Source organism: Agrobacterium sp. O3.4 (genome assembly GCF_041414895.1).
GTDB lineage: Bacteria > Pseudomonadota > Alphaproteobacteria > Rhizobiales > Rhizobiaceae > Agrobacterium > Agrobacterium cucumeris.
Genome location: NZ_JALPZP010000002.1, coordinates 583,151 through 608,874, shown reverse-complemented (window position 1 = coordinate 608,874; position 25,724 = coordinate 583,151). Strand labels below are relative to the sequence as shown.

Annotated in this window: 24 protein-coding genes; 7 read left to right on the top strand and 17 right to left on the bottom strand. The window is 59.4% G+C overall.

Features of this window, described 5'->3' with window-relative positions; translation table 11 throughout:
- Positions 1-97: 97 nt before the first annotated feature.
- A complete protein-coding gene (locus M0412_RS15610) occupies positions 98-574 on the bottom strand; it encodes an Lrp/AsnC family transcriptional regulator (RefSeq protein WP_046801438.1) in 477 nt (158 codons plus the stop codon).
- 232 nt (positions 575-806) lie between these two features.
- Between M0412_RS15610 and M0412_RS15605 the strand changes: the two genes are divergently transcribed.
- Positions 807-2,132: an FAD-binding oxidoreductase gene (locus M0412_RS15605; protein ID WP_269699270.1), complete on the top strand. Its 1,326-nt coding sequence runs from the start codon at positions 807-809 to the stop codon at positions 2,130-2,132.
- 68 nt (positions 2,133-2,200) lie between these two features.
- Here the strand turns inward: M0412_RS15605 and M0412_RS15600 are convergent, their stop codons facing one another.
- The 7 genes from M0412_RS15600 to M0412_RS15570 form a co-directional block, all read right to left on the bottom strand.
- The gene (locus tag M0412_RS15600; RefSeq protein WP_269699269.1) at positions 2,201-3,136 is read right to left on the bottom strand and encodes an ABC transporter substrate-binding protein; all 936 of its coding nucleotides are present in this window, start codon (positions 3,134-3,136) and stop codon (positions 2,201-2,203) included.
- Between the two features lie 118 nt (positions 3,137-3,254).
- Positions 3,255-4,193, bottom strand: coding sequence for an ABC transporter substrate-binding protein (locus M0412_RS15595; protein ID WP_269699268.1), 939 nt, complete (start codon positions 4,191-4,193; stop codon positions 3,255-3,257).
- 21 nt (positions 4,194-4,214) lie between these two features.
- The gene (locus M0412_RS15590) at positions 4,215-6,017 is read right to left on the bottom strand and encodes an amino acid ABC transporter permease/ATP-binding protein (protein WP_269699266.1); all 1,803 of its coding nucleotides are present in this window, start codon (positions 6,015-6,017) and stop codon (positions 4,215-4,217) included.
- A 12-nt stretch (positions 6,018-6,029) separates the two neighbouring features.
- The gene (locus M0412_RS15585; protein ID WP_269699265.1) at positions 6,030-6,587 is read right to left on the bottom strand and encodes a GNAT family N-acetyltransferase; all 558 of its coding nucleotides are present in this window, start codon (positions 6,585-6,587) and stop codon (positions 6,030-6,032) included.
- Between the two features lie 21 nt (positions 6,588-6,608).
- Complete coding sequence (locus M0412_RS15580) at positions 6,609-7,796, bottom strand: M20 aminoacylase family protein (RefSeq protein WP_269699263.1); 1,188 nt, start codon at positions 7,794-7,796, stop codon at positions 6,609-6,611.
- A gap of 80 nt (positions 7,797-7,876) precedes the next feature.
- Entirely contained in the window at positions 7,877-9,217 is a 1,341-nt protein-coding gene (locus M0412_RS15575) for an LLM class flavin-dependent oxidoreductase (protein WP_269699262.1), read from the bottom strand.
- Between the two features lie 22 nt (positions 9,218-9,239).
- Positions 9,240-10,244: an LLM class flavin-dependent oxidoreductase gene (locus tag M0412_RS15570; RefSeq protein WP_269699261.1), complete on the bottom strand. Its 1,005-nt coding sequence runs from the start codon at positions 10,242-10,244 to the stop codon at positions 9,240-9,242.
- Positions 10,245-10,547: 303 nt separating this feature from the next.
- Here M0412_RS15570 and M0412_RS15565 point away from each other — a divergent pair, with 303 nt between their 5' ends.
- Positions 10,548-10,997 (top strand): Rrf2 family transcriptional regulator, encoded by a 450-nt coding sequence (locus M0412_RS15565; RefSeq protein WP_046801485.1) that lies wholly within the window; start codon positions 10,548-10,550, stop codon positions 10,995-10,997.
- Between the two features lie 7 nt (positions 10,998-11,004).
- On the opposite strand, the gene M0412_RS15560 is transcribed toward M0412_RS15565, so the two are convergent.
- The 6 genes from M0412_RS15560 to M0412_RS15535 all read right to left on the bottom strand — a co-directional run bounded on the left by M0412_RS15560 (position 11,005) and on the right by M0412_RS15535 (position 16,204).
- The gene (locus M0412_RS15560; RefSeq protein WP_142843629.1) at positions 11,005-11,949 is read right to left on the bottom strand and encodes an acyl-CoA dehydrogenase; all 945 of its coding nucleotides are present in this window, start codon (positions 11,947-11,949) and stop codon (positions 11,005-11,007) included.
- Positions 11,950-11,989: 40 nt separating this feature from the next.
- On the bottom strand, positions 11,990-12,535 hold the full coding sequence (locus tag M0412_RS15555; protein ID WP_142843630.1) for a flavin reductase family protein: 546 nt from the start codon (positions 12,533-12,535) through the stop codon (positions 11,990-11,992).
- 266 nt (positions 12,536-12,801) lie between these two features.
- Positions 12,802-12,999, bottom strand: coding sequence for a hypothetical protein (locus M0412_RS15550; RefSeq protein WP_269699258.1), 198 nt, complete (start codon positions 12,997-12,999; stop codon positions 12,802-12,804).
- Positions 13,000-13,177: 178 nt separating this feature from the next.
- Complete coding sequence (locus tag M0412_RS15545) at positions 13,178-14,356, bottom strand: YeeE/YedE family protein (RefSeq protein ID WP_269699257.1); 1,179 nt, start codon at positions 14,354-14,356, stop codon at positions 13,178-13,180.
- Positions 14,357-14,431: 75 nt separating this feature from the next.
- Positions 14,432-15,361 carry a sulfurtransferase gene (locus tag M0412_RS15540; RefSeq protein WP_269699256.1) on the bottom strand — a complete coding sequence of 310 codons (930 nt, stop codon included), beginning with the start codon at positions 15,359-15,361 and terminating at the stop codon, positions 14,432-14,434.
- 219 nt (positions 15,362-15,580) lie between these two features.
- Complete coding sequence (locus M0412_RS15535; RefSeq protein WP_269699255.1) at positions 15,581-16,204, bottom strand: alpha/beta hydrolase; 624 nt, start codon at positions 16,202-16,204, stop codon at positions 15,581-15,583.
- A 332-nt stretch (positions 16,205-16,536) separates the two neighbouring features.
- Between M0412_RS15535 and M0412_RS15530 the strand changes: the two genes are divergently transcribed.
- A complete protein-coding gene (locus M0412_RS15530; RefSeq protein ID WP_142843635.1) occupies positions 16,537-17,607 on the top strand; it encodes an LLM class flavin-dependent oxidoreductase in 1,071 nt (356 codons plus the stop codon).
- 57 nt (positions 17,608-17,664) lie between these two features.
- Here M0412_RS15530 and M0412_RS15525 read toward each other — a convergent pair whose 3' ends face one another.
- The 3 genes from M0412_RS15525 to M0412_RS15515 all read right to left on the bottom strand — a co-directional run bounded on the left by M0412_RS15525 (position 17,665) and on the right by M0412_RS15515 (position 21,546).
- Positions 17,665-18,843, bottom strand: coding sequence for an acyl-CoA dehydrogenase family protein (locus tag M0412_RS15525; protein ID WP_269699254.1), 1,179 nt, complete (start codon positions 18,841-18,843; stop codon positions 17,665-17,667).
- The gene (locus M0412_RS15520; protein ID WP_269699253.1) at positions 18,840-19,871 is read right to left on the bottom strand and encodes an ABC transporter substrate-binding protein; all 1,032 of its coding nucleotides are present in this window, start codon (positions 19,869-19,871) and stop codon (positions 18,840-18,842) included. The genes M0412_RS15525 and M0412_RS15520 overlap by 4 nt, the downstream gene beginning before the upstream one ends.
- A 67-nt stretch (positions 19,872-19,938) precedes the next feature.
- Complete coding sequence (locus tag M0412_RS15515) at positions 19,939-21,546, bottom strand: ABC transporter substrate-binding protein (RefSeq protein ID WP_269699252.1); 1,608 nt, start codon at positions 21,544-21,546, stop codon at positions 19,939-19,941.
- A gap of 270 nt (positions 21,547-21,816) precedes the next feature.
- Here M0412_RS15515 and M0412_RS15510 point away from each other — a divergent pair, with 270 nt between their 5' ends.
- Genes M0412_RS15510 through M0412_RS15495 form a run of 4 tightly spaced genes read left to right on the top strand, consistent with a single transcriptional unit; the run spans position 21,817 to position 25,706 of the window.
- A complete protein-coding gene (locus M0412_RS15510) occupies positions 21,817-22,806 on the top strand; it encodes an ABC transporter permease (protein ID WP_065117478.1) in 990 nt (329 codons plus the stop codon).
- On the top strand, positions 22,803-23,798 hold the full coding sequence (locus M0412_RS15505; RefSeq protein WP_065117477.1) for an ABC transporter permease: 996 nt from the start codon (positions 22,803-22,805) through the stop codon (positions 23,796-23,798). Before M0412_RS15510 ends, M0412_RS15505 begins: the two co-directional genes overlap by 4 nt.
- Positions 23,795-24,793 (top strand): ABC transporter ATP-binding protein, encoded by a 999-nt coding sequence (locus M0412_RS15500; RefSeq protein WP_142843639.1) that lies wholly within the window; start codon positions 23,795-23,797, stop codon positions 24,791-24,793. The genes M0412_RS15505 and M0412_RS15500 overlap by 4 nt, the downstream gene beginning before the upstream one ends.
- Complete coding sequence (locus M0412_RS15495; protein ID WP_174033855.1) at positions 24,771-25,706, top strand: ABC transporter ATP-binding protein; 936 nt, start codon at positions 24,771-24,773, stop codon at positions 25,704-25,706. The genes M0412_RS15500 and M0412_RS15495 overlap by 23 nt, the downstream gene beginning before the upstream one ends.
- Positions 25,707-25,724: the final 18 nt, after the last annotated feature.

The following is a 25,724-nucleotide window of genomic DNA, read 5'->3' as shown; positions in this document are numbered from 1 at the left end:
CGCTGGACCCCGGATCAAGTCCGGGGTGACGGAGTGTAAGTGCAACGCCCTGTCAAGCCCATCGGTTCTGCGGACGTCTGATGCACTCCCTCTCACCTCAAAGCGGAAACAGGCTGGTCAGCGGCATGTGCGATTTGGTGATCGGCGATTTCAGCACCACGAAGCTGAAATATTTGTCGATGCCGACATCCATATCCGTCAGCCGCTCCATGATCGACTGATATTCTACGATGCCTGATGTGACGAATTTCAGCAGGTAGTCGTAACCGCCGGAAACGAGGTGGCATTCCACCACCTGGTCGATCTTCTCGACGACACCGAGGAAGCGGGCGAAATCGATCTGCCGGTGGTTCTTGAGCGTGATTTCGGTAAAGACAGTCAGTGTCTGGCCGAGCTTGTTGATGTTGATCTGCGCCGAATAACCTTCAATGTAACCTTCGGACTGAAGTTTCTTGACCCGCATCAGGCAGGGGCTGGGCGAAAGATTGACAAGCTCCGCCAGTTCCACATTGGTGATGCGACCGTTTTTCTGCAGTTCGTAGAGGATCTTGATATCGATCCGGTCAAGTTTCATCACGTGCGGAACCCCTTTTTTGTTTTTTCGAGTGCGCGGCATAAAATTCTGACGCTGCAGTGGAAATCTTATCACATGCACGTGCCCTGTCGATGTAAGCATGTTTTTTTGATGCAGCATAAAGAGTTGCAGACATGGCCATGAACAGCAGGAGATTCCGGCAAACCACTCAGTCTGGCAGCGTTTACACGCCAGCCAAGGTAAATTAGGACGAATATAAGGAGTCCGACCCATGCCCGCCCCGCTGCAACAGATCACGACATCGCCGGAGCTGCCGAAAACAGCGGACGCCGTCATTATCGGCGGTGGCATCGTTGGGGTGTTCGCGGCCTATTACCTCGCCCGGCGCGGCCTGAAAGTGGCTCTGGTGGAAAAAGGCCTTGTTGGCGCGGAGCAATCCAGCCGCAACTGGGGCTGGTGCCGGCAGCAGAACCGCGATGCGCGTGAATTGCCGATTTCGACCCAGAGCCTTGCATTGTGGGAGCAATTTGCCAGTGAAAGCGGCGAAGACACCGGCTTTCGCCGTTGCGGATTGTTTTACCTCAGCGACAACGAGGCGGAACTTGCCGGCTGGGCGCGCTGGCGCGACTTTGCCATCACCGCCGGTGTGACGACGCATATGCTGAGCGCCGATGAGGCAAGTGAGCGCGGCCACGCCACCGGCAAACGCTGGAAGGGCGGCGTCTTCTCACCCACCGACGGCACGGCCGATCCTTCCATGGCGGCACCCGCCGTGGCGCGCGCCATCATCAAACTCGGCGGCACGGTGCATCAGAATTGCGCTGCGCGCGGGCTTGAGACCGAGGGCGGCCGGGTCAGCGCCGTCGTCACCGAAAAAGGCACGATCCGTACCAAAACCGCCATCATGTCCGGCGGGGCCTGGGCGTCTTCCTTCTGCCGCCAGCTGGGCATTCGTTTCCCGCAGGCCTCCGTCCGCTCCTCCATCCTGTCGGTCACGCCAGGTGCGGAAGGCCTGCCGGATGCGCTGCACACCGCCGTCGTCTCGGCAACGAAGCGAAGCGACGGCGGTTATACCCTCGCCATCAGCGGCCTTGGCCGTATCGACCCGACTGCGCAGCAGATGCGGTTCGCGCGTGAATTCGTGCCGATGTTCCTCAAGCGCTGGCGCAGCCTGCGGGCGGGTGGGCTGGAAGGCATTCGCGGCGGCCACGAGACGTTGAAGCGCTGGCGGCTGGATGCGCCGACGCCGATGGAGCGGGTTCGCATTCTCGATCCAAAACCCAATGCCGCCGCCATCCGCGAGACCCATAAACGGGCGCTGGACCTTCTGCCCGCGCTTCGCAACACCCAGATTTCCGCGGCCTGGGCCGGTTTCATCGACAGTACGCCGGATGGCGTTCCGGCCATTGGCGAAACCAGCGAATTACCCGGTTTCATCCTCGCCGCCGGCTTCAGCGGCCATGGTTTCGGCATCGGACCGGGGGCCGGTCATCTGATCGCCGATATCGTCACGGGTTCCAACCCGATCGTCGATCCCATTCCTTATCACCCCAGCCGTTTCCTTGGTTCGTCATGGGGCAAGGTTGCGGATTTCTGAAGCCATAGAGCAAAACAATATCCGCAGGCGAACCTGCGGATATTGCCGTCCGCCGCATTTTTGACCGGTCAGCTTTTTGGCAGACCGGGGGGATTGGTGCGCGATTCCGGCAGGGCTTCTTCCGCTAGCTGCCAGCGATCGAGAATTTTTGCGTAAGCACCATTTTTGATCAGATCATTGGTGGCAAGCGTCAACGCGTCGGCCAGTCCAGAACCCTTGCGGGTGGTGATGGCGACATCGGAGCGCTCCGGCCAGCCGGCGGAGAGCGTTCCCACCCGCTTGATGGTCTTGTCGCGCGCGGCGATGAAAACCAGCTGCGCATGCGGCTGGACGATCACATCCGCCCGGCCGGCTGAAAGCGCGACGAGCCGGGTGGCTTCGTCATCGTAATATTGCAGCTCGATCGGCTTCAAACCGGCAGCGACATTCTCGTCGCTCCATTTCAGCAGAATACGCTCCTGATTGGTGCCGGCACCAACGATGATCCTCAGACCGGCGGCATCCTTCGGCTCAGTGATGGAGGTTATGCCGCTGTCGGATTTGACGAAAAAGCCGTGCAGGCCCTGGCGGTAGGTGGAGAAATCGAACTTTTCCTTGCGCTGTTCGGTCACGCCGACATTGGAGATGACGGCATCATATTTGCCCGAGGCAAGGCCGAGCGGCCAGTCGGCCCAGGCCACGGCCACCAGTTCCAGCTCGAGACCGAGGCTGTCGGCCACGGCGAGCGCGTAGTCCGGGTCTGCGCCCACGACGGTCTTCGCATCCGTCGCGTAGGTGGCCAATGGCGGTCCACCGGGAGAAACGGCGACGGTGAGTTTGCCCGGCGTGACGAATTTGAAATCTTTCGGAAGGGCGGCGATGGCGCCGGGGTCTTTTTCAACCCTGATACGGCCGGGCTGATCCGGTGACAGATCGAAGACATCGGTTGCGAAGGCCGGGACGAAACCGGCGATGGAAAGAAAGACGCCGAACGTGGCCTTGGCGAAACGAGAGGTGAAGGTCATCATGATTTTCCGATGAATGATTGCGGGACGAGGGTAGCGCGGGCGGGAGGATGCCCGCGCTACCGGCTGAGTGATGTCCCACCTTCGACTCAGCTTTTAGGAGCTCCGGTTTTCACGCTCAGCTCTTGGGCAGACCGGGCGGATTGGTGCGGGATTCGGTGATGGCTTCCGAGCCGAGATTCCAGCGAGCGAGAACCTTGCCGTAATTGCCGTTCTTGATCTGGGCATTCAGCGCAGCGGTGACGGCCTCGGCGATGCCGGCATCCTTTTTCGAAGCGAAGGCGATTTCCGCCGCTTCCGGCCAGCCGCCCGAGAAGGTGCCGACGAGCTTGGTCTTTTTCTGGCTTGCTGCCTGAAAGGCAGAGGTGGCATTGGGGCCGAGATAGGCGTCCGCACGGCCGGATTGCAGGGCGACGTCAAGCACGGCCTGATCGTCGTAATATTGCACTTCGGTGTCGGCCAGTCCCTTCGCCTTGTTGTCCTTGATCCATTTCAGCAGGATCTGCTCCTGATTGGTGGCTGCGCCAACGATCACCTTCAGCCCGGCGACATCCTCAGGCTTGCCGATTGATGTGACCTTGCTGTTGTTGCCCACATAAAAGCCGAGCAGATCGTTGCGATAGCTGGAGAAATCGAACTTCTCCTTGCGCGCTTCCGTCACCGTGATGTTGGAGGCGACGGCATCATATTTGCCCGAAGCAAGGCCGAGCGGCCAGTCGGCCCAGGCAATCGGAACGAGCTGAAGTTCAAGTCCAAGGCTGTCGGCAACCAGCTGGGCGATATCCGGCTCCACACCGATCGGCGTTTTCGTGTCGCTCGCATAATCGACCAGCGGCAGGCGGAAGGGCACGGTCGCGACCGTCAGCTTGCCATCGGCAACGAATTTATGGCCGGCGGGCAGAAGCTTGATTGCCTCCTCAACCTTTTCGGCGCGCACCCGGCCCTTCTGTTCGGGCGACAGGTCAACCTCCTGCGCATGCGCGGCCGGAATGAGCGCGGTGGTGGCGGTGAAAAGACCGCCGGCGAGCAGGGACAATAATTTCGATGAAAAAGCCATGTGAGTGTTTCCTTGTTATGATTAGAGAACTTTTGCGAGAAATTCGGCCGTGCGCGGATGTTCAGGGTTGTTGAACACCTTCTCCGGTGTGCCCGTTTCAACGATGCGGCCCTGTTCCATGAAGACGACCCTGTCGGAGACTTCGCGGGCAAAACCGATCTCATGGGTGACGATGATAAGGGTGACGCCGGAGCGGGAGAGCTCCTTGATGACGTCAAGCACCTCATTGACCAGTTCAGGATCGAGCGCGGATGTTGGCTCATCGAACAGCAGCACCTTTGGCCGCAGGGCGAGTGCCCGGGCAATCGCCACGCGTTGCTGCTGGCCGCCGGAAAGCTGGCGCGGGTAGGCATTGGCCTTCTCGGCAAGGCCGACACGAGCCAGAAGATCGCGCGCCTCCGCTTCAGCCTGTTCTTTCGAGATGCCGCGAACCGCGACCGGCGCTTCGATGATGTTTTCAAGCGCAGTAAGATGCGGAAACAGGTTGAAGCTCTGGAACACCATGCCCACTTCGACGCGGCGTTTGAGGATTTCCCGCTCCTTCAGCTCATAAAGCGTATCGCCGTGCTGGCGATAACCAACCAGCTCGCCGTCTATGGCGATAAAGCCGTCATCGACGCGCTCCAGATGGTTGATGGAGCGCAGCAGGGTGGACTTACCCGAACCAGATTGGCCAAGAATGGTGGTGACGCTGCCTGCCGGAATGGAAAGGGAGACATCATCCAGCACCTTGAGTGTGCCGAAAGACTTGGAAACACCGTGGATATTCACCGAACCGCCACGATTGCCGATGCGGAAGCCTCCCGCACGCGCCGATACCGAAGCCTCCCGCTTTGCAGGCACTGTCACCAGGGCCGCCGGCTCCGACGCTGCCCGGCGTGGCAGGAAGGTGCGGTAGACGGTGGCGAAAAGCGAAGGGGGCGGATTGCGAAGCGCACCCCGGGAAAAATGCCGTTCGATATGATGCTGAACGATGGATAGCGCCGTCAGGATCACCAGATACCAGACGGTTGCGACCATCAGCAGCGGGATCACTTCCAGATTGCGGCGATAGATGATCTGGATCGTGTAGAACAATTCCGGTAGCGCGAGGATATAGACCTGCGATGTTCCCTTTGCGAGGCCGATGATGTCGTTGAAGGCCGTCGGCAGGATGGACCGCATGGCCTGCGGCAGAACGATGCGGGAGGCCTGCCGCCGACGTGGAAGGCCGAGCGCGGCGGCGGCTTCCAGCTGCCCCTGGTCCACCGAGAGAATGCCGCCACGTACGATTTCCGATGCAAAGGCCGCCTGATTGAGAGTGAGGCCCAGCACGGCGGCCGCAAACGGCGTCATCAGCTGCGTCGTATTCCAGCTGAAGAAGTTGATGCCGGTATAAGGCACGCCGATCGTCACGGTTTCATAGAGATAACCGAGATTGTTGAGGATCAGCAGAAGCACGATCAGCGGGATCGACCGGAAAATCCAGATATAGGTCCAGGAAACGGCAACCAGCAACGGCGAGCGGGACACACGGGCAAGTGCCAGCAGCGTTCCGAGAACAAACCCGAACAGCGCACCCAGCACCGTCAACAGCAATGTCCGGCCAAGGCCAACGAGTACCGGTTCGGCGAAGAACCATTCGGCAAAGACGTCCCAACCCCAGCGCGGATTGCCGAAAACGGAATGCAGCACGGCCGCAATGATCAGGACGGAAAAAACCGTGCCCACGGTGCGCAGGGGATAACGGGCGGGAACGATACGGAAATGGCCGTAACCACCTTTAACCGGCTCGCCCTTCTGCTCGCTGACCGCCACATGCGGAAAATCAGAGGCTATCGTCATCTAAAGAGCCTTTCACGGATGGGCGGAAGAGGGTTGCGGATGGACGGCCGGTATCGGCGTGCCGTCCGGGACGGAACCGCAAGCCGCATCGGCAAGAAATTTTTCGAAGGGCAGCGACCTGATCGTCTCGGGATCAGCCGCCGTATCGAACAAGGCGCGATAACCATTGGTGAGATAGAGGCCGACGGCTTCCGGCTGGCGGAACCCCGTGGTCAGATAAACACGGGCATAACCCTGCCGGATCGCCTGCTGCTCCAGTTCCCGAAGCACGAGCTTCGCCAGCCCCTGCCGACGATGGGCCGAATGGGTCCAGACCCGCTTGAATTCGGCAGTCTCCTCGTCGTAACGCATGAAAGCGCCGCCGGCGATCGGCTTTCCATCCCGCAGAAGCAGCAGGAAATTGCCAGATGGCGGACTAAAGGCTTCCGGCGGATATTTGTTCAGCTCCGCCCTTGCCCCTTCCGCATTGAAGAATGTGCCGTAACGGCTGTCATATTCGAACAGCAACTCCTCCAGAAGCGGAGTTGCGAGCGGATCCTTGACCGATGTGTAGAAAAAACTGTCGCTCATGTCCTTGTCCTAAATTTCGTGTCAGGAGAGGTATGCTTCAGCCAGGCGCACCCAGAAGCGTGCCGCAGGCGCAATGATTGCATCGTTGAAATCATAGTGAGGGCTGTGCAGGGAGGCGCTGTCGCCATTGCCGACGAAGAGGTAGGAGCCGGGTCGCTCCTGCAGCATGAAAGCGAAATCTTCGCTCGCCGTGCGCGGCTGAAACCCTTCGACGATCTGTCCGGCTGGAAAATGCCGTCTGGCGACATCGCGGGCGAAAACCGTCTGCGCCGCGTGATTGATTACAGGCGGAAAACCACGGGAATAGGCAACGTCAGCCCTCGCGCCAAAACTTTCCGCCTGCGCCTTGGCGAGTGCCGGAAGCCGTTCTTCCAGCCTGTCGCGCACGGCGGGTGAAAAAGCCCGGGCAGTGATCTGCAGTTCCACGCTCTCGGGAATGACGTTGGAGGCGGTTCCGCCATGGATGGAACCGACGGTCAGCACCGCCATTTCGCGCGGATCGACGTTGCGGGAAACAATGCTCTGCAGGGCGGTGATGAAGCTTGCCGAGGCCAGAACCGGATCGACGGTCTCATGCGGCGCCGCACCGTGACCGCCCTTGCCGACGATCCGCACCCGCGCCTTGTCGACGGAGGCCATGGCAGGGCCTTCAACGAAACCGAACTGTCCGGTTTCCACACCCGGCCAATTGTGCAGGCCGAAGACCGCATCAACGGGAAACCGCTCGAACAGCCGGTCCTTTATCATCGCCCTCGCACCCGCGCCGATCTCCTCGGCGGGCTGGAAGATCAGCGTCAAGGTGCCGGAAAAATCCGAGGTTTCAGCAAGATAACGGGCAGCAGTGAGCAGGATCGTCGTGTGACCATCATGACCGCAGGCATGCATGACGCCCGGCGTTTCGCTGGCATAGGCAAGGCCGGTCTCTTCATGAATTGGCAGCGCATCGATATCGGCGCGGATGCCGAGACGTTTTTCACCATGACCCCGTTTCAGGGTGGCAACGACACCGTGACCGCCGACACCTTCCGTCACCTCATATCCGAACGACAGCAGATAACGGGCGATGAGCGCCGCCGTGCGGTTTTCCTTGAGCGACAGCTCCGGATGCCGGTGGAGATCATGCCGGATGGCGATGCTCTCCTCGATGAAGGCAAGGATTCCCCGTTCGGCGTCGTCCTGCGGACGCGCGCCGTTAATGCGGATATTCATGGTTCTGTCTCCTGCACGGCTTTTTGCGCGCCGCGCCTTGTAATCTGCGCGGACGGCGGCCTTGCCGCCCGGCCGCAGCTTTATGCTATGGCCTTGTCCGCGCCGCTTTCGCCGCTGGAATAGACGCTTTCCCGGAAAGGCAGGCCGAGATGATCCCGCAGGGTTGCCCCTTCCAGATGCGGATCGAAATAACCGCGCCGCTGCAGCACTGGAATGACGAGGCGGATGAAATCGTCCAGCCCTTCGGCAATGACCGGGAAGCCCAGGATGAAGCCATCGGCCGCATCATTTTCCACCCAGCGGATGATTTCGTCCGCCACCTTGTCCGGCGTGCCGATGAAACCTTCGCGTGGGGTTGCAGCCTCCAGCGCCGCTTCCCGCAGCGTCTGGTTCTTTTCTTTTGCCCGGCGCTTGATACGGTCGGTCGTTGAACGGAAGCTATTCTTGCCGATATCACCGAGTTCGGGGAAAGGTTCATCCAGCGGATAGGCGCTGAAATCATGGTGGTCGAAAAAGCGGCCGAGATAGGCAAGCGCATCTTCGATGGTGATGAGGTTGCGGATGACGTCATATTTCGCCTCCGCCTCTTCCTGCGTCTCGCCGACAATCGGTCCGATACCGGGGAAAATCTTCACGTCGCTTGCGGATCTGCCCTGCGCAACGGCGCTCTGCTTTACACGTTTGAGGAAGGTCTGGTTTTCTTCCAGCGAAGCGGAATTGGTGAAGACGGCATCGGCATGTTTGCCCGCAAGGCCGATGCCCGCATCGGAGGAGCCGGCCTGAAACACCACCGGCTGCCCCTGTGGCGAGCGCTGGATGTTCAGCGGGCCTTCCACCTGGAAGAACCGTCCCTTGTGACCGAGCGTATGGAGTTTGTCGCGCTCGAAGAACTGTCCGCTCTCCCGGTTGCGCACGAAGGCGTCGTCGTCCCAGCTATCCCACAGGCCCTTGATGACTTCGAGATATTCATCGGCAATCTCGTAGCGCAGCGCATGTTCCGGATGATTGCGGCTGTAATTTTTCGCCGTGCCTTCAAGCGGCGTCGTCACCGCATTCCATCCGGCACGGCCGCCGCTCAACAGATCGAGCGAGGCGAACTGGCGGGCGATTGTGAAAGGGTCGCTATAAGACGTCGAAACAGTACCCGCGAGGCCGATCTTCGAGGTGACGGAGGCAAGCGCCGAAAGAATGGTCAGCGGCTCGAAACGGTTGAGGAAATGCGGGATCGACTTGTCGTTTATGTAAAGCCCGTCCGCCACAAAGGCGAAGGCAATGCCGGCGGCTTCCGCCTTCAGCGCCGTCTTCCTGAAGAAGTCAAAATTGACGCTGGCGTCGACCGGGCTTTTTGGGTGCCGCCAGGCGTTCATATGCCCACCGGGACCCTGAAGCATGATGCCGAAACGGATTTTCTTTCTCGTCATGTCATTTCTCCTGAGGACAAGATCACGCCGCGCGGGAAAGGCGATGCGTGGCCAAGAGTTCAATCGAGGCAAGCCGCTGATCGGCTCCCACATGCGGCGGTTCGATGATGAATTCCTCGATGCCGTGTTCTTCGGAAAGCGCACGCAACGCCCGGTGAATATCTTCTGGCGCGCCATGGAGCACGTTGGGCTTGCGCTCCTCGATGCGATAATCGCTGCCACCGGACTGGCGGGCGAACTCTTCCGCCTGCTCCCGCCGGCCGAGGTTGAATGCCCTGCCATCGCTCAGAAATACCCGGTAGATGCGCTGTCCCTCCACCTGCCTTGCGGCGTGATCGGGGTCACTCGCGGCAAAAGCCGACAGGGCAAGGACCGGAGCTTTGCCGCCGCTTTGTTCTCGGAAAGCCAAAACACTGCTGCGAAGAACCTCCGGATCACCATTGAGGTGACCGGCAAAAACGAAGTTCCATCCCTTTGAGGCCGCAAGCCTTGCGCTTTCCGGGCTGGCGCCGAGCAGAAACCTCTCCGCTGCAACGGGAGGCGCCGGCGTTGCCTGCAATCCGGCCTGCGCGTGGTCCTGTGGCGCTGCACCAGACAAGAATGTGGTGAGTTCCCCGAAAGCCGTTTCGAAATCCGGCTTTCTCGCCGGGTCATAAGCCTGTTGCAGGGCTGAGGTTGCCAGCGGCAACCCGCCCGGTGTCTTGCCAACACCAAGATCGACCCGGCCGGGTGCAAGCGCCGATAGCACGTTGAAGACTTCGGCAACCTTATAGGGGCTGTAATGCTGCAGCATCACGCCACCTGAACCGACGCGGATGCGGGATGTCTTCGCCAGAATCCACGCCACCAGCGCCTCGGGTGCTGAACCGGCGAGTTCCGGCGAATTGTGATGCTCGGCCACCCAGAACCGCCGGTACCCCAGATCTTCGGCGCGTCTGGCAAGGTTGATCGTGTCGCGGAATGCGCCCGCCGCATCCTCGCCCGCCGAAACGGGGCTCTTATCCAGCAAACTGAGAGTATACATCATCACCTCGCACGTCTTTTGATGCATACTTTGTCTACTGATTTTATATTCTAATAAAGAACGTTCGTTCCACGTTGCAGCGCGATCAGAGAAAATATTGTTTTCCGCCACGATTCTGAAACCGGTCTAGGCAAAAAATATCCGCAGTGCTGGAGATGTGACGTTTAAAAGGCGGAAAGCAGGCGGTTTTCAAGGCCATATCCGGAGGAAACGGCTTGCGCGGGAATTCGCTAAAAACTACTTAGTAAGTTAGGAATAATATGGCCGGCGTTGCGGAATGTACCGGCCCTCTTTGCGGATCAGGCGATGTTGACCAAAAAAGGCAAATACGGATTAAAGGCTCTGGTCGATCTGGCGCGGTTGCCCCAGGGAGAAACCGCCTTCGTGACCGAGATTGCCACGCGCAACAATATTCCGAAGAAATTTCTGGACACCATTCTTCTGGAGCTGCGCAACAGCGGTATTCTGCGCTCCAAGAAGGGACCGAATGGCGGTTATTCCCTATCGAAAATGCCATCCGAAATCATGATCGGCCAGGTCATCCGCACGCTGGACGGGCCTTTGGCTCCCATCCGCTGTGCCAGCCGTACCGCCTTTGAAGCCTGCGACGACTGTGACGATCCCGAGACCTGTCAGGTCAGGGTTTCGATGACGGACGTGCGTGACGCCATCGCGACCATTCTGGACAATATGACGCTCGCACAATTCGTCGCGAAGGATGGGCAGGACGCGCTTTCCATTCCTGCCGGAAAATAGGCTTCGCTTATTGCCGGCGCAGATCATCCTCCAGAGAGGCAATCAGCCCGGATTCACTCAGGCCATCGATAAGGCCGAGACGCGCCATCAGGATTTCAAGCGTGATGGCATTGTTTCTGACCGAGCGAAAGGTCACGTTTTCCGCGCCCACCTGCGCCGCATCGATATTTGCCGCCAGGCTGGAGATTTGCGCTTTCAGCAGTTCAATGGCGAGAAAAACCTCGCCGATGACGGGACGCGCCACGCCCTCGTCTGCCAATCGATCAATCAGTAGCGTCGAGAGTTCACGCTGTTTTTCACCCAGCGCCACCGCGGCTTTCAGCAGGGTGGCGACGGAGGCGGCGAGATTTCCTGCGCCCTGCGCAAGAAATGTAACCTGATCGGCGCGCAGCAGGCCATCCCATGATGTATCCGGCCGATTGCGCAAAACCACGAGCAGGTTTTTTCCCGCCGCATTCACAGCCGGAACCACAATCCAGTCCGCATCGGTCGCAACAGGGCGCACCACGTCGTCGGGAAGCCGCAGGGCGAAATCGTCGTCATTCGTTAAGACCGCATGCTCCGCGCTGAGATCGGAGGAAGCAAGCGCGAAGGTTTCGCCAAGATCGAGACGGCCAAAGAGGGCCTTGCGTTGCTCTTCGCCGCCGGCATTCCGGATGAATTCAAGCGCAGTGAAATGTTCGACCAGATCACGCGCTGCCTCCGCATCCGCGGCAGCAATAATCGAAAGCGCCTGGGCGAGAATATCGTTGGTTATATCCGCTCCACCCAGTTCGTTCGGAACGGAGAGGGCAAGAAGGCCGGAGCGGGCGATCCGCGCGTGGATCTGTCCGCTATTTTCGAAGGGACATTTCCCGGCAATTGCCCGGGCGACGGTCAGCACATCGCCATCCGCGCCGAGACGTGGAGGAACGAAACGAATTCTTTCGCCGAGAGGCGTGACAGATCCCATGCTCAACTCCCTCAAAAAATAACCCGTTGAAAGCGCTCACTCAGTCCAGCGAATGATAACGCCCGTTCTGGTAGACCAGCGAATGTCCGGAGCCTATGCGGATCGCCTCTACCTTGCCGATGATGATGACATGGCTGTGCCGCTCGATTGCTTCTTCAATGGTGCAATCGATAGCGGCAACGGCGTCCTCAAGGATGGGCGCGCCACTTGCAAGCCTGGTCCACTCCGCGCCGCGATAACGGTCCGCACCCTTCAGGCCGCCAATGCCGGCAAACTGGTTGGCGATGAACTGGTGGTTCGCGCCGATAATGTTGACGGCGAGGTGACCAAAACGCTGCACCACCGGCCATGTGGACGACGAACGGTTGAGCGCCACCAGAATTCTCGGCGGATCGACAGACAAAGCGGTAGCTGAAGTGACGGTCGCACCCGTGCGCGCCTCGCCTTCTCCGGCGGTGATGACGCTGACACCGCCGCCGAGCGTTCTCAGCGCCGCCTTGAGACTGTCGGCATCCGCAGCCTTACCCGAGACCGGATCGCGAAGATTGATGAATTGTTGATCCTTGGCCGCATATTGCAGTGTCATCGATCGCTCCTGAAAACAGCTGAATTGTCCAATAGCTAGCAGCGGCGGCAGGGCATTAAATAGACATCGTTTTCCATAATATTTATATTCTATGGAAATAATGTTCTATCTGTCAGACCCTTTCTTACTCATCCCGGCCGGCAAGAAACCGGACAAAAAGAGGGTAGCCAATTCCCCCGGCTATATAAGAAATTTCGTTCCAATTTTTCCGAATAGGGGAGTGTTTGTGTCTCCCGCGAGTCTTGCCACACCGGCGGTCTGTAACCTTAGAAAACCGGGTACAGGCTAAGCATGGCGAAGTTCATTTCGCAGATTTCTTCCCGCTCAAGCTCGAGATCGCTTTTTCCCTGCCTGATACGCCCGGTATGATCCAACGGATGAAGAGTAACCTGCTCATCTGCGTGCGGCCGACGCCGTGTCAGACCGAACAGATCAAAAGTAAACGCATGAAATCCCTGCGGCATGTGCGCCTCCTTTGCTCAACGTCCACTATCCTCCGGCGCGGATCCAAAATCGTCAATATTTTCCATAAAATTACTATTCTATAATTGGTGAGCAGCCTGCAAAGGTGGCCTAAGGTTGCCCTAATGGGGGAAATTCCATTTCGCAGGCCAGAATCGGCAGGATTTCAGCGTATGAGCCTCACGGCCAGGCCAACCGACGTTTGAGAATGAGGCCTGTAAAAGCGCCAAGACCACAAAAAAGGAAAAATACCCAACCCGACACCGCGCCCGCATGAATGCCCGACAGCAGCACGCCGATGGTGCAGCCAAGCGCGGTCATGCCACCCCAGCCCATCAGCACACCTCCGGCAAAACGGGTTGCCAACCCGCCGGCAGACGGCCAGGATGGCTGGAATTTTCCCGCCGAAAGCGCGGCTGCGAAGCTCGCGAAAATCAGCCCCAGCACGAAGACGCCGTTAGGCGACAGAAGCGTGGTTTTCACCGCACTGATGCAGCCCCGCACCGTATCGAGGCCCGCAAGCGTTTCCGGCACCCATGCCGCGGATGCGCCGGCCGTTCTGACGACGCTGCCGAGTTCGGCGGTTACCCCAAGCGGCGCAACGCGGAAATAGGAAAAGGCGCTGATGGCTGCGACCACAACCCCGGTGACGACAGGCGGCCAGCGTTCGACGAAAACGCTTCGCAGGGCCTGCTGCAGCCGGTTTTCTGGTACGCCCAATGGAACAACCGCTGACTTGTCGAAAAAAAGAACAATGAAGATCAGCCCGACCAAAACAAAACCGGCAAGCAACAGTGCCAAGCCGTATCCCAGATGGTGCGGCAGCCAGACCGGTGGGTCGTTGAATACGCTGAGCGTATAAAGAAAATTCCAGCTGAGGAACGCCAGCAGAAAACCGAGCGCCGCACCGGCAATGGCAAGAACGGAGCCAAGGGCTCCCTCCCCCAACCGGTAAAAATGCCCGGACAGGCAGGAGCCGGAAAGTGCAGCGCCTACACCAAAAACCGTCGAAGCCAACGCCAGGACCCAGCCGACCGGGCCGATATGCGCATTGGGCGGCAGACGGCCAGGTTGCGGAACCGGCATCCACGCGATGGTGATGATCTGATAAAACACCACGCCCGCAAGAAGTGCGACGAGAATTGCAAGGACGCCATCCGAGCGCCTGTCGTCGATGAAATCCCGGAAATTGCAGAGGAAGCAGAACCGTCCGCGCTGCATCACGATGCCGAAAGCGATACCGGCCAACAGTGAAAATGCAAGCTGCCTGCCATTTTCAAGCGTCCCCAGTTGGTGAGCAGCAACAGTCAGCGTGCATAAAATGGCGAGGGCCGCGGAGCGGCGAAAGGTAAGATGCATGAAATACCGGATATGGCAGGAGAAAACGCCGGTGCACCTCACTGGCGCACCGGCTTCAAAAACGAAGGCTGCGGTTTATTTACCCGTCCAGACCGTACCGGTCGGATTGCTGATGGGAACGCCGACCGCATTGCCATATTCGGTCCAGGAACCGTCATAGTTGCGGACGTCGTACCCAAGTATCTTCTTCAAGGCGAACCAGGTGTGGCTGGAGCGCTCGCCGATACGGCAATAGGTGATGACCGGGGCGGAGCCGTCGATACCCTTTTCCGCATAGATCGCCTTGATCTCATCTGCAGATTTGAAGGTGCCGTCCTTGTTGACGATGGTGCCCCACGGCACGTTGACAGCGCCGGGAATATGACCAGCCCGCACTGACAACTCCTTGACGCCATCGGGGGCGAAAATCTTGCCGGAATATTCATCCGCCGAGCGAATATCGACCAGCTTGATATTATGTTTTCCTTCGGCCACGGCGACCACGTCAACAAACCGCGCTCGCACCGACGTATCCGGTTCATCAAGCTTCAGTTTCGTTTCGGCCGTTGCGGGTGCTGATGTGTCGAAAGGCAGGCCCTGCGCTTCCCAGAGCTTGCGGCCGCCATCCAGCAGCTTCACCCGGTCGCCAAGGCCATAGGTTTCAAAAATCCACGCGCCCCAGGCGGCGAACCAGTTATTGTTGTCGCCATAAAGAACGATCGTCGTATCGTCGCCGACGCCGGCCTTTTGCAGCAGGGACTGGAAATTTTCCCGCGCGGCAATATCGCGCCGTTCCTTGTCGACGAGGTCCGTATGCCAGTTGAGGTTCACCGCGCCGGGAATATGCCCGCGCTCGTAGACACCCGTATCGACGCTGACTTCGAAAACCCGAACCTTCGGATTGTCGAGATTTTCCTTCAGCCAATCGGCCGTCACCAGCGCGTCCGATGCTCCGGCAGCGGACAGCGATACCGTCGACAACAACAATCCGCCGAGAGCCGACGCTACAAACTTGATCCTGGACATTCCCTTACCCCTTCCTGATTTGATGGCCATTGAAAGGTCGCAACAAAATCGTCCGGAGCGAAGAAACGCTTTTTCATATTTTCTGTAGAAAATAAATGCAGTCACTAAAAACAATCAAAAGGTGAGATTCGAAATTTATGGCGGATAAAACAGCCATAAAGCGCTCAAAGGTTGTGCATGCGACGTTTGGCTTGACCACATCCGTTTGCAACGGATGGATTAGAGTGCGCTTACATCACCCTGAAGATGCGCACCACGAGCCGCCGGCAGTCCCCTTATTCTCGATCTGGTCGCAGGCGTTTCAGAACCCGCACCCGTTTTCAGGCGTGCCAGCAGGTCATATCCCTCTGGCCACCTTCCGAAACCGGCAGCGATATTGATATGTCCTGCCGGGCCAAGATTGACGAGATCGCTTCCCCAGCTGGCGGCCGTCTGTGCCAGATCTTCCGGGCTCATATAGGGGTCGTTCACACTGCCGACGACGAGACTGGGGAAGGCAAGCGGCACCAGGGGAAAGGCTCCAAACCGGACAATACAGGGATGCATCGCTTCCACCCTGTCCAGATGGGCCGGCGCGACAAGAAGCGCACCTCTGATTTTTGCCGCCGCCGGCCGGGAGGCCATATTCGCGACCAGCACGCAACCGAGGCTGTGGGCGACGATATAGGCGCTGTCGACAGAGGCAAGCGCTGCTTCAAGACGATCAAGCCAGTCCTCGAGAACCGGGCATTGCCAGTCATCCTGATCTACCAGCTGCGCTGCGGGATCATCCAGCAGCCAGTGCCGCTGCCAATGCCCCTCATCCGAACCGTTCAGTCCGGGAACAATCAAGGTGGTACACATGCCTGCTCCGTGGTTGCGGGTGGTCCGTGCAAAGCATGATGATTTTTACGATTCCAGTCGAATGCTGGCTTGCTCACCTTTCTGGACCAAAGAAAAAATCGATCTGAAGAAATTCGATACAGAAGAAAATGCGTTCTCAACCGCCGATAAATTCCTGTTAAGGCGGAATCATTTACTCACATTTTTTACATAGAAAATATGTGCAATATATTCCCTTCCTGCGAAAAGCTTTTCCTCCGTCACACATCAAATGAGACACCGCTGCTTGGCCCATCCGCCGCCGCTTTGTCATTCTCCCACCGCGACATGAATCGAAAATTCAGGCGGATAATGTGAGCAGCACGAGCGAATTTCTCTGGTACATCCCCAATGACGTCAAACCCGGCCACAGGGGCGATGCCGTCAGCGACAACCATAACAGCCTCGATACATTGACCAGCCACGCAAAGGCGCTGGAAAATCATGGCTGGAAAGGTGCGCTGATCGGCACCGGCTGGGGCCGGCCCGACACATTCACGGTGGCGGCCGCCCTTGCGGCGCGCACCACCACCTTCGAGCCGCTGATCGCCATCCGCCCCGGCTACTGGAAACCGGCCAATCTCGCATCCGCCGCCGCCACACTCGATCAACTCTCGGGTGGCCGGGTACGGATCAATGTCGTCTCGGGTCGCGACGAGCTGGCTGCCTATGGCGATGAAGAAGGTGATCAGGCGCAGCGTTATGCGCGCACGAAAGAGTTCATGCGGCTGGTGCGGCGGCTCTGGACGGAAGAAAATGTCACCTTCGACGGGGATCATTTCCGGGTCAGGAATTCGACTGTCCTGCCGCGTATCGCCGCACGCGACGGCCGGCCGCACCCGAAGCTTTATTTCGGCGGCGCGTCCGAGGCGGCCGAGCAGGTCGCCGCAACCGAGGCGGACGTGCAGCTGTTCTGGGGCGAGCCGCTCGCCGGTGTGGGCGAACGGATAGAAAGGCTCAGGCATTTCAGTGAAACGCTTGGCCGCGACCTGCCGCCGCTGCAATTCGGCCTGCGGATCACCACGCTGGTCCGTGAAACGACGGCAGAAGCATGGCGCGACGCGGAAGCGAAGGTTGCCGAAATGGCAGCAAATAACGGAGCGCGCTGGAACGATCATCTGCAAGGCGTGGCAATCGGCCAACGCAGGCTGCTGGATCTGCACCGTCAGGGCGATGTTCTGGACGATAATCTTTACACCGCACCGGGCAAGTTCGGCGGCGGCGGTGCGGCAACCACATGGCTGGTGGGTTCGGCGGAGGATGTCGCGGCGTCACTGCGTAAATACCGCGCGCTTGGCATCACCCACTTCGTGCTTTCCGACACGCCCTATCTGCAGGAGATCGAACGGCAGGGCGACAGGCTCTTGCCGCTGTTGCGGGATTGATGCCGAGACGATGCCGGGTGATCTTGCAGAGGCAAGGCCGCCCGGCGTTTTCATCGATCAGCCGCCCGCCGCCTTGATGCTCTGACGGCCGAGAATCGTGCGGATCATGTGGCTTTGTGGCGCATGCGCCCTTGCCGTGATGGCATCGCGATGATGGCGTTCGAGATTATAATCCCGGCGCAGGCCGCGATTGCCGCCAAGCTCCAGCGCCAGATCCGTCACCGCCACCGCATTGTCGATCACCACATGGCGAACGGCGAGCGCATCGGTTCCCACCCTTTCGCCAGCGTCGATATCGCGGGCGACGGAGAGAAGTAAACGCCGGTTTGCAGCAAGAAGCACTTCGATCTGGCCGAGACCTTCCTGAATGCGGGGAATGGAGGAGAGCGGCGCACCAAGGCTTGCCGGGACATGGCCATTCAGATGACGCAGGAGATCGTCACGTGCCGAAAGCGCTACACCGTGATAGACGGAAGCCAGTAGCGCGAAGAAATTATAGCCGTCTGCCTCATCGCGCCGCAACGGCTCATCCGCCGGCTGTTCGGCAACGATATCAGCAAGCGCCACCCTTACCTCCTTCAGCACCAGGTCATGGCTTGCGGTGGCATACATGCCGGTCGCCTCCCATGCCTTTTCCTGGGTGATGCCCGGCGCATCGAGCGGTACCAGAAGCTGGATCAGGCGCGGCGCCTCTTCCGTCGTTACCGCAAGCACGATCGCCCATTTCAGACCCGGCAAGCCAGTGACGAAACTCTTGCGGCCATTGACAACCCAGACATCGCCCTCGATCCGCGCCGTCGTTTCCGGCAGGCCGCCATGAGCCGGCGAACCGACCCCCGGCTCCGCCTGCGCATTGTTCAAAAGCGCCGGCTCCCTGCTATTGGCGGCCAGCACCCTTGAAGCAAGTGCCACCGGCCATTTGCCGCGCCGTATCGCGGCATGAACGCTGTAATGCATGGCGAGGATGAGGGCGGTGGACGGATCGCCCCTGGCAATGGCGGCGATGACGGCATGGGCCGTCTCAATGCCCTCGCCCCAGCCGCCATCCTTTTCAGCCGTGACGAGACCCAGCAGGCCGGACTTGAAAAGCGCCTCGAAATTGCCGGCGGCGAATTCGCCGCTTTTGTCATGGTCCGCCGCCGTCAGGCTGAAATCGTCGGCCAGCGCAGTTGCAACGGCAACGGGGCTGGATTGCTGCTCCAGCGGGCGCGGAACGGCAGATAACGCACCACTCATGCCACCGCCCTTTCACTTGCCGTCACGAAACGATCGTCAATCCATTCGCCGAGATCGAAGTCGTTTTCAAGGAAACCCCATTGATGCAGGAAATCCTTGTAGTGACCGACAGCGGCGACAAGGTCCGCATCAAGGCCAAGGCCGAGATGGCGGTGGACCTCCGGCCCGTTGGCGGCCAGAACCTGTTCCTCCGTCGCGCCGGCCTCACGGGCAATAAAACGACGCGTTTCTTCCGGATGCTGCTCCGCCCAGAGCGAGGCTTTGCCGATGGCGGCAACCAGCCGCTCCACCAGATCGGGACGCTCATCGGCAAGCCGCCCATCAACCGTCAGCACCCGGGGCGAACCGGAATTGATGCGTATTTTCGGATCGGGGTGAAAACCGAATTCCACCACCTGCACCGCACCGATCAGATTGGCGGCAGCAATACCCGCCGTTCCCTTGATGAAGATCGCGTCGACCTCACCCCGCAATAGCGCGATGATCTCCTCACCGAAAGACTGCCGGCGCTTCAGTCCGAAAAGCGACGGTCCTTCCTGCGTGGCCAGCACCGAATCCGTGATGACGATATCCTTCAGTTCGACATCCTCTACCGTCAGCCCTTCCAGCGAAAGCGCAGAGACAATCCCCTTCAGCGCCGTCGCCCGCATGAAATCGACAATGCCTTCCGGCCTGCGCGGCACGCCGAAACGGCGACCGACAAGATCGGCAACAGAGCGGATACCGGTCTCAGGCAGGGTGATGATTGCCTGAAACTCATCCGTCCAGGTAATGCCAACAAGGCGCGTATTGCGCCCTTCCGAACGGGCGCGGATGGGCGGCACATTGCCGCCGTGACGGAAGGACCATTCCAGCGTGTGGTTGAAATGGCTCTGACGAACGGAACGGTCAGGCGAATCGATGATGGATTTCAGCGATATGCCGACCTCCTCGAAGGTCTGCCCGAGATAACCGAGCTGCGCCGCCAGTCCCACGGGCGTGGGCACCGGGCAGCGTGTGTACCAGATTTCAGAAAGTGACGTGCTCATGGCTTTGTCCTCGATGAAAGGGAAAAGTCCCGGCCCGCAGCAAAGGGGGCCGGGTCTGGTGAAACGATCAGGATGCGGCGATATGCGCGAAGGCGAGGCTTCCCGCCACACCTTCGGCGCCGATGGTGTGATCGGCGATACGCTTGTTGAAGATGGTAATTTCGGGTGCCGCAACGATATCGATGGCCGGCACGTCCTCTACGAGAATCTGCTGAATTTCCTTCCATTGCGCGACGCGCTTTTCCGGATCGATCTCGATGGCGGCGGCTTCGAGAAGCGCATCCACCTTCGGATTGCTGTAGGCCGCACCATTGGAGAAAGGCACGCCCTTCTTGAAGTTCTTCGACCAGTAAAGCCGCTGCACGCCGACGGTCGGATCGAAGAGATTGCTCATGCCCTCATAGGCAAAATCGAAATCGCGATCCGTGTAGATGCGCTTGGTATAGGTGGCGAAATCCTGCGTGCGCACCGTCACGTCGACGCCGACTTTCGCCAGCGCCTGGCGAATATAGTCCGCGCCGCGCGGATAGGCTTCGGTGCTGGGCACATAATCCAGATTGAGCTTGAAACGGATGCCATCTGCACCGCGCTTGTATCCGGCCTCATCGAGAAGCGCTTCGGCGGCCTTCAGATCGATCGGATAGGTTTTCAGATCATCCACGAACCATTTCGTCAGCTTGGGATTGATCGGCCCGGTGATGGTTGCGCCGTAACCGTAATTAACGGTGTTGAAGATGACGTTGCGGTCGATCACATGCGCGAAGGCGCGACGGACGCGCACATCCTTGAACACATCCTTTTCGAGATTGAACTCCACGCGGCTGACGGAATTCGAATATTGATAGCCGTTTGTCTCAAAACCGAGGCTGGGAAGCTCTTTCAGGCGGTCGAGATCGCTATAGGCGACCGGCGTGCTGGGGGCGAGATCGATCTCGCCGGTTTCAATGGCAATCGCGCGGGCGGATGCGTCGGGAATGAAGCGGACGATCAGCTTGTCGAGATAGGGGCGCGGCGCATCCCAATAATCGGCATTGCGCTCGAAAACGATATGGCTGCCGCGCACCCACTCCTTGAACTTGAACGGGCCGGTGCCGATGGGGGCGAGATTGACCGGGTTTTCCGTCACTTTCGTACCTTCATAGAGATGTTTCGGCACGATGGGCGTTTCGGCGGCGGCGAGCGCCGTTATCAGGTATGGCGCTGGTTTGGAAAGAACCAGAACCGCCGTCAACTCATCAGGCGTCTCGACGCTTGTGAGGTTCAGGAATGTATTACGGCCGCGCGGATGCACTTCCTTGATGGTATTGATGGAGAAAGCCACATCGGCGGAAGTGAAGGGCTTGCCGTCATGCCACTTTACGCCGGGCCTCAGCTTGAAGGTATAACGCAGGCCATCTGCACTCACATCCCATGATTTGGCCAACAGCGGCTTGGGATTGAGATCGAAATCATAGGTCAGCAGACCTTCGGTAACCTTTGGCGATATATAGACGGAATTATAGGCCGTATGCGCGATCGTCGTCAGCACCGGCGGTTCCGATGAGATGAGCAGGGTGGCCGTGCCGCCACTTGCCGGCTCCGCCGCGCGGAGCTTCAGCCCCGGCAAAGACACCACGCCAAGCGCCACCGAGGCCAGCAGAAATCCTCGCCGCGTCGTCTGGTTGAAAATAGTCATACGATACCCTCTCCTTGATTGAACCGGCGAAAAACCGGCAAACTGAACGGTCGCGCTTAGGAAGAAGTTTGTTCCGCAGAGGAGAGTGAGTTTGGCATGAAGAACCAACCATTCTCATAATTAGGAATTATCTTTTCTTTATGGCGCATATTTCCGTAAATTTCAGAAAATAATTCTATTACTCTTTGACAAATTCCATAAAATTAGTCAACTAATGCTCACGCCTTTCGAGGCTGATTTTATGTTTCCCACGCTTACGGACTGGAGCCGATGTCGAATTCGAAACGGATTTTATCGCAGGCAAGACGGGTGGCCATTCAGGCCATTCCGACGGTTCTCGGTATCGTCATCCTGAACTTCTTCCTGCTGCAGCTGGCACCTGGCGATGCCGCCGATGTCCTGGCAGCGGAAGCGGGTTCGGCAACCGTCGAGACCATGGCGGAAATCCGCTCCCGCTTCGGGCTTGATCTGCCGGTTCTGCATCAGCTGATGAACTATCTCGGCAATCTGGCCCAGTTCAGCCTTGGTTTTTCGCCGCGATACGGCATGCCTGTGGCAGACCTTATCGGCCAGCGCCTGCCCGGCACGCTGGCGCTGATGGGCGCAGCCCTTGGTATCGCGATCTTCGTCGGCGTGTTCCTCGGCTCCATCATGGCGCTTTTCTCCGGCAAGCTGCCGGACCGGATCATTTCGATTGGCTCACTGATCTTTTATTCCGTACCGGGTTTCTGGATCGGCCTGATGCTGATCCTGACCTTTTCGGTCAAGCTCGGCTGGCTTCCGTCCGGCGGCGACAGCACCATCGGCAGCAGCCTTACCGGGTTTTCAGCCTTTCTCGACAGGCTGCGTTACATCGTGCTCCCTGCCCTGTCGCTGGCGCTCTATTTTCTGGCCATTTATGCCCGCCTCACCCGCGCGGCGATGCTGGAGGTGAAATCCCAGGACTATGTGCGCACGGCGCGTGCCAAGGGCGTTTCGCCGATTAGGCTCACCACGCGCCATATCCTGCGCAACGCCCTCATACCCATCACCACCATGGCCGGCATGCATATTGGCGGCCTGCTCGGCGGCGCCGTCGTGGTTGAAACCGTCTTCAGCTGGCCGGGCCTTGGCCGCCTTGCTTTCGAAGCCGTCATGGCGCGTGATTTCAGCGTGTTGCTCGGCATTCTGCTTCTCTCCTCCCTCGTCGTCATCATCGTCAATGCGGCCGTGGACCTGTTGCAGGCATGGCTTGACCCCCGCATCGGAGAAAGCCGATGAACTCATCCCACACGACAGCGGTTCTCAACACGGCCGAACTTGGCGCTGAAGAGACCAATCCCAAACCGAAAAAGCCGGAAGAAAAGGCCTGGCCCTATATTCATGCGCCGGATGCGCTTTCGGCCCGCTCCGTCTCCGTGCCGCGACGTGGACTGCGGCGCGAACTGAAAATCTTCCTCACCAATCCCAATGCCATCGTCGGGTTGCTGTTTCTCGCCACCGTCATCGTCACCGCACTGATCGCCCCGTTGATCTATCCTGGCGATCCCCTGGAAATGGTGGCCCGCCCGTTCCTGTGGCCGGGCCAGAACGCGGCCTATCCGCTCGGAACCGATTCCATGGGCCGGGATGTTCTGGCCGGCATCGTGCATGGCGCGCGCATCTCGCTCACCGTCGGTGTCGTGGCAACGCTGATCGGCCTCACCATCGGCATCGCGGTTGGCGCTTTCGCCGGTTATTTCGGTGGTGTGATTGACGACATCCTCGTCAAGCTCATCGAAATCTTCCAGACCTTGCCGAATTTCGTGCTCTTGGTAGTGCTCGTCGCCATCGCCCAACCGTCTGTCACCACGGTCACGTCAGCCATCGGCATCATCACCTGGCCGCTCGTTGCGCGCCTTACCCGTGCGGAATTCCGCGCCATCCGCGAAAAGGACTATGTGCTCGCCGCGCGTAGCCTCGGTTATGGCCATGCCCGCATCGTTTTTCAGGAAATCCTGCCCAATGCGCTGCCGCCGATCATCGTCACCTCCTCGGTCATGGTGGCGGGCGCGATCCTTATGGAAGCAGCGCTGTCCTTCATGGGTCTCGGCGATCCCAACCGTGTCTCCTGGGGTTCGATGATCGGTTCCGGCCGTGATGTCATCCGCACGGCCTGGTATCTGACCGCCCTTCCCGGCCTTGCCATCGTCTTCACCGTCATTTCGCTGAACCTCATCAGCGATGGCCTCAACGATGCGCTCAACCCCCGCTTTTCGGAGGAACGCCGATGAGCAAACTGATCGAAGTCCATGATCTCTCCGTCAGCTTCGGCTCAACCCAGCCGGTCAAAGGCGTCAGTTTCGATGTCAGCCCCGGCGAAATGCTGGCGATCGTCGGCGAAAGCGGCTCCGGCAAATCCCTGACGGCGCTTGGCCTGATTGGCCTCCTGCCCTCCCACGCCAAGACCGGCGGCCGGGTTCTGCTCGAGGGCCGCGATCTGCTGCCGCTTTCCGAGCGGCAATGGCGCGGCATTCGCGGCCGGGATATCGGCATGATCTTTCAGGAGCCGATGACCTCGCTCAACCCGGTGCTGACGGTCGGCGAACAGATCATCGAGGTGCTGCGCATCCATGAGAAGATCGACCGGCATCAGGCGCGCAAACGCGCCATCGAGCTGCTGGACCTCGTCAACATTCCCGATGCCGGCCGCCGGGTGGATGATTATCCGCACCAGCTTTCCGGCGGCATGCGCCAGCGTGTGATGATCGCCATCGGCGTTGCCTGCAATCCGAAACTCCTGATCGCCGACGAGGCGACGACGGCTCTTGACGTGACGATACAGGCGCAGATCCTGCAGCTGCTCGACAATCTGCGCCGCGATCTCAACATGGCGGTCATCCTCATCACCCACGATCTCGGTATCGTGGCACAATGGGCAGACCGGGTGATGGTCATGTATGCCGGCCGTAAAGTGGAGGAAGGGCTGCCGGAACCGGTTTTCTCCAACCCCTACCATCCCTATACGCGCGGCCTGCTTGCCGCCTCGCCGCGCGCGGAAGATGGCCAGCATTATCGCGACGGGCCGCTCATCGAGATTCCCGGCTCCATCGTTTCCGCCACGGGGGAACGCGGTTGCGCCTTCCGGCCACGCTGTCCGAGCGCCCGTGGTTTCTGCGGGCAGTTCGTGCCACCGCTAAGGCCGATTTCGGAAGGCCGCTACGCCGCCTGCCCCTTCGTATCCCCCACATCCCAGGAGGTGTCCAATGACGCTCTTGTCAGTGCATAGTCTTTCCACCCACTATACGGGCGGACGCGGAACCGTGCGCGCCGTCGATGACGTCTCGCTCGATATCGAGGCGGGCGAAACCGTGGCACTGGTGGGCGAATCCGGCTGCGGCAAATCCTCGCTCGGCAAGTCGCTGATGCGTCTGGTCGAACCGTCATCCGGCAGGATCACCTTCAAGGGCGCCGATGTGACGGCAATGACGCCTTCGCAGCTGCGCGGCATACGCCGCCGCATCCAGATGATCTTTCAGGATCCCTTCGCCTCCCTCAATCCGCGACAGACGGTGCGCACCATCCTTACCGGGCCGCTGAAAGTGCACGGCATCGGCGACCGGGCGCGCCAGCGGGAGATTGTTGAAGCCATCGTCGCGCAGGTCGGCCTGCCCACGGATTCGCTCGACCGTTATCCGCATGAATTTTCCGGCGGTCAGCGCCAGCGCATCGGCATTGCCCGCGCACTGGTTCTGGAACCGGAACTGGTGGTCTGCGACGAGCCGGTCTCGGCGCTCGATCTGTCGATACAGGCGCAGATCCTCAATCTTCTGGTGGAGATGAAAAAGCGGCTTTCGCTGTCCTATCTCTTCGTCTCGCATGATCTGTCCGTGGTGCGTTATTTCTCCGACCGCGTGCTGGTCATGTATCTCGGCAAGATCGTCGAAAGCGCACCGACATCGGAACTTTGGGCTTCTCCGAAGCATCCTTATACTCGCGCCCTTCTCGCTGCCGTTCCGGATCCCGCGCGCCGCAAGCAGGCCGCGCCCATTTCCGGCGATCTGCCGAGCCCGCACGATCCGCCATCCGGCTGCCGGTTTCACACACGCTGCCCGCTCGCCACCGATCTCTGTCGCGAAAAAGCGCCGGATTACACCCTTTTCGGCAAGAACCACGCCGTGGCCTGCCACCATGCCCAATAACTTAAAGGAGCAACCATA